The organism is Methanoregula sp. (assembly GCF_002835825.1).
GTDB lineage: Archaea > Halobacteriota > Methanomicrobia > Methanomicrobiales > Methanospirillaceae > Methanoregula.
Window position 1 is genome coordinate 1 of sequence record NZ_PIZH01000454.1, and the last position, 1,623, is coordinate 1,623.

General features: G+C 56.1%; 2 protein-coding genes. Both read left to right on the plus strand.

What is annotated here, in order from left to right:
• Nucleotides 1-137: 137 nt before the first annotated feature.
• Nucleotides 138-1,235: a baseplate J/gp47 family protein gene (locus CW742_RS12220; protein ID WP_292420757.1), complete on the plus strand. Its 1,098-nt coding sequence runs from the start codon at nucleotides 138-140 to the stop codon at nucleotides 1,233-1,235.
• Nucleotides 1,232-1,623: hypothetical protein (locus tag CW742_RS12225; RefSeq protein WP_292420759.1), on the plus strand; the 392-nt coding region annotated here is incomplete at its 3' end. The genes CW742_RS12220 and CW742_RS12225, both read left to right, overlap by 4 nt.

Consider the following 1,623-nt stretch of genomic DNA (forward strand, 5'->3'; position numbering starts at 1 on the left):
ATCCAGAGGGCCCTGGCATCGTATACGGATCTGACCATGGCCGATGTTGCGTGCACGTATAACGAACTCCGGCAACTGCAGGTCACGGTCTCCGGCACGCTGAAAACAGGTGAAGAGATCTTTCTGGAGGAAATCCTGTGACGGACTACGGTGTTACGGACGACGGTTTTGTCAGCAAGGATTATTCAGCAATCCGCGAATCGATGCAGACAAGAGCTCGCGCTCAGTTCGGTGATGAGATCGACCTCTCCGAAAATTCCTTTGCCGGGCAGTTGCTCGATGTCGTTGCGTACGAGCTCGCGACGAATTGGCAAATCCTGGAATCGGTATATTATGCTGGATACCTGAATACCGCGACAAAATCAAATCTCGATGCCGTCGCCGTTATCCAGGGGATCGCCAGGAAGCCTGCAGTCGCAGCCGAGGGTGTTGCACGATTCAGCAGGACGTCATCCGCAACACAGGACTACGTGATCCCCGCCGGGACAAGGATCTCGAATTCTGACGGGACATTGGTCTTTGAGACAATTGCGATCGGGACGCTCGCAATCAATACGACACACGTGGATATCGCTGTCCGGTGCACGGAGGCCGGGATTGTTGGGAATGTCGCTTCGGGGATACTTACCCATATTCTCGATCAAGTCATTGGCATTGAATCCGTGACCAACCAAAACCCGATGACAGGGGGCACGGATGCGGAGACTGACGCAATGCTCCGGCTCCGTACCCGGGTCCCGACAACCGCCAGCAAAGCAACCTTGATCGCGCTGCAGCAGGCGATCTCTGCTGTTACGGGCGTCACTGCGGTCCTCATCACAGAAGATACCGATCACCATACCGTGACCTGCTACGTGCTCGGTGGGGAAGATTCGGAGATCAACGCCGCGATCGCTGCAACACGGCCATGCGGGATCATCGCCAGCCTTGCCAGACCGGACCCGGTCCCCGTCTCTGTCACTGCAACGGTACTGAAATCCACATCAATTACTGAGGCGGAGGCTGAGGCAAATATCCTGGATGCCCTCTCAACATTCTTCGGCAACCTCGAGATCTCCGAAGATATCGCATATTCGGATATTCTCCGTGTTGTGGCCAATGCGGCTGGTGTGGAAAACGTCAATGCACTCACCGCGACTGATGGCACAACCGTTCTGGATGCGCTGGGCGAGTCCCTGTCGATCGCGGACAACAGCATCGCAACATCCGGAACCCACAACCTCACGGTGATATGATGACGAAGACGACCGATATGCTGACTCATTTTTCGAGTGCATTCTCAAAGGATCCCGATTCAATTCTGGGGAAATTTGTGTCGGTCATTGCCGCAGAACTCGAAGATCTTGATGCTGCTGCAGAGGCGGTCCGAAGCGCCCACCACGTTGAGGCTGCGACAGGGGCCTCCCTTGACCAGGTTGTGGACCTCATAGGGATGTCGTCACGGTTACCCGGTGAGACGGATGCGGAGTTCCGGCCACGTGCTGCAATGCTTAGGTGGCTGCAGAGCTCCAGCGGGACCACGGCGGATCTGGAGGCCATCATCAGCTATGTTACGGGATACCCCCCCAATCAGTTTGACATCATCGAAAACCCGAATGCGCTGGGGGATGGCAGCGGCTGGGG